The 1,586-nt window shown below is 68.8% G+C and carries 2 protein-coding genes; both read right to left on the bottom strand.

Translation table 11 applies throughout. The features are described from left to right. Positions 1-99 precede the first annotated feature (99 nt). Complete coding sequence (locus tag AB0B41_RS43180) at positions 100-891, bottom strand: coniferyl-alcohol dehydrogenase (RefSeq protein WP_358213033.1); 792 nt, start codon at positions 889-891, stop codon at positions 100-102. Positions 892-928: 37 nt separating this feature from the next. Then, positions 929-1,522 (bottom strand): phosphotransferase, encoded by a 594-nt coding sequence (locus AB0B41_RS43175; RefSeq protein ID WP_358213031.1) that lies wholly within the window; start codon positions 1,520-1,522, stop codon positions 929-931. Positions 1,523-1,586 lie beyond the last annotated feature (64 nt).

Below are 1,586 nucleotides of genomic sequence, written 5' to 3'. Positions count from 1 at the left end.
CGGGAAGAGTTCTCGCACGCGCGGCAACACGGAGACGTCCTGGACGACGCCGACAGGCGAAAGATGTCGCCTGCCCGCGGGGCCCAACCGGCCTGGGGCTCAGGAGCTGGGCGCGAGAACAGCCCCGACGGCCATCGCGCCGGTCACGCCGCCGTCGGCGGTCACGGTGCTGCCGTTGACCCAGCGCGACTCGCGCGCTCCCAGGAACACGACCGCGGGAGCGATGTCCTCCCGCGTCGCGTGCCTCCCGACCAGCCGCTTGACGCCGTCGAGGACGTCCTTGCCCATCGAGTCCTCGAAGTCCTTGAGGATGGGCGTCTCGACCGGGCCGGGGAGTACGGCGTTGATCCGCAGGTCGTGCTTGCTGCGCACGCTCGGCCCCATCGACAGCGTGTAGACCGTGGCGGCCTCCTTGGCGAAGTTGTAGGCGTTGCCCTCCTGTGGGTGCGCCTCGTACCACTCGAGCCCTTCGGCGAAAGATCCCGTGGCCAACAGGCCACGAATCGTCTCGAGCCGACGCGGCCACCCGAAACCGGCGGTCGAGGACACGATGACGATCGCTCCACCCGGTTTGATCCGCTCGAACATCGCTTCGGTGAGGTGCCGCATCCCAAGAAAGTTGACCTTGAAGACGAAGTCTCCGGGCATCGTCCCCGGCACACCGGCGACGTTCGCCAGGACATCGACGTCGCCCTCGAGCTGAGCGATCGCCGAGTCGATGGTGGCCGGATCGGCCAGGTCGACCGCGATATGCTGGGCGACCTCGGCCGCGGGTGCGTTGCGGTCGAGGCTGATGACGGATGCGCCGCGGGCGGTGAGGTCGCGCGCGACTGCATCCCCGATCCCGGAGGCGGCGCCCGTCACCACCCACCGCTGTCCAGCAACGTCCATGGGTTTCCTCTCGAGTGTCTGGGAGCGGGTACGAGTCCTACGAGCGGGTCAGTGTGGCGAGCGCGGAGTAGGTCTGCAGGTCCGCCACCTGCGCGGCCGCGCGGGCGGCCATGGTGCCGAACATGACGTCTCCACGGGGGGTCTGTTGGACGCCCATCGACACCGCGATGGCCAGGACGAGGCCGTAGACGGCGTGAGCCCGGTACTCCAGCCAGCAGTCGTCCCGGCTGTACCCCTCGGCCGCCTCGTAGGACGCCACGCGTTCGTGGTACTCGGTGACCAGTGCGCGCTCGTGCTCGGCGCGGTCAGAGGGCTCGACGGAGGTGCCCAGGAAGTAGGACACGTCGATCACGCCGGGCCCGGACTTGAGGCTCTGCCAGTCCAGCACCGCGAGCTGCTGCCTGCCGCCGTGGGACTGGAAGAGCATGTTGTCGAGACGGAAGTCCCCGTGCCAGAGCGTTCGATGGTCGTCCAGCAGCGGAAGCCAGCGATCCGTGTGTCGTGCCAGCTCGGAGACGATCCGCACGTGTCCGTCGTCGAGGTGCCGGCCGAAACGATCGAGCCACGGACCGGTCAGCTCGGTGAGCCTGCCCGCTAGCTTGTAGTGACCCATCACCTTGTTGACGGTCATGCGGCGAGTCGGGTGGCCGGGGGGCGGCCGCCGAGGGCGGAGTGGGCGCGTCGAGTGTTGTAGT

The sequence above is a fragment of the Pseudonocardia sp. NPDC049154 genome, assembly GCF_040648315.1.
In the GTDB taxonomy this organism is placed as follows: Bacteria; Actinomycetota; Actinomycetes; order Mycobacteriales; family Pseudonocardiaceae; genus Pseudonocardia.
This window is presented reverse-complemented; position numbering and strand designations above follow the sequence as displayed.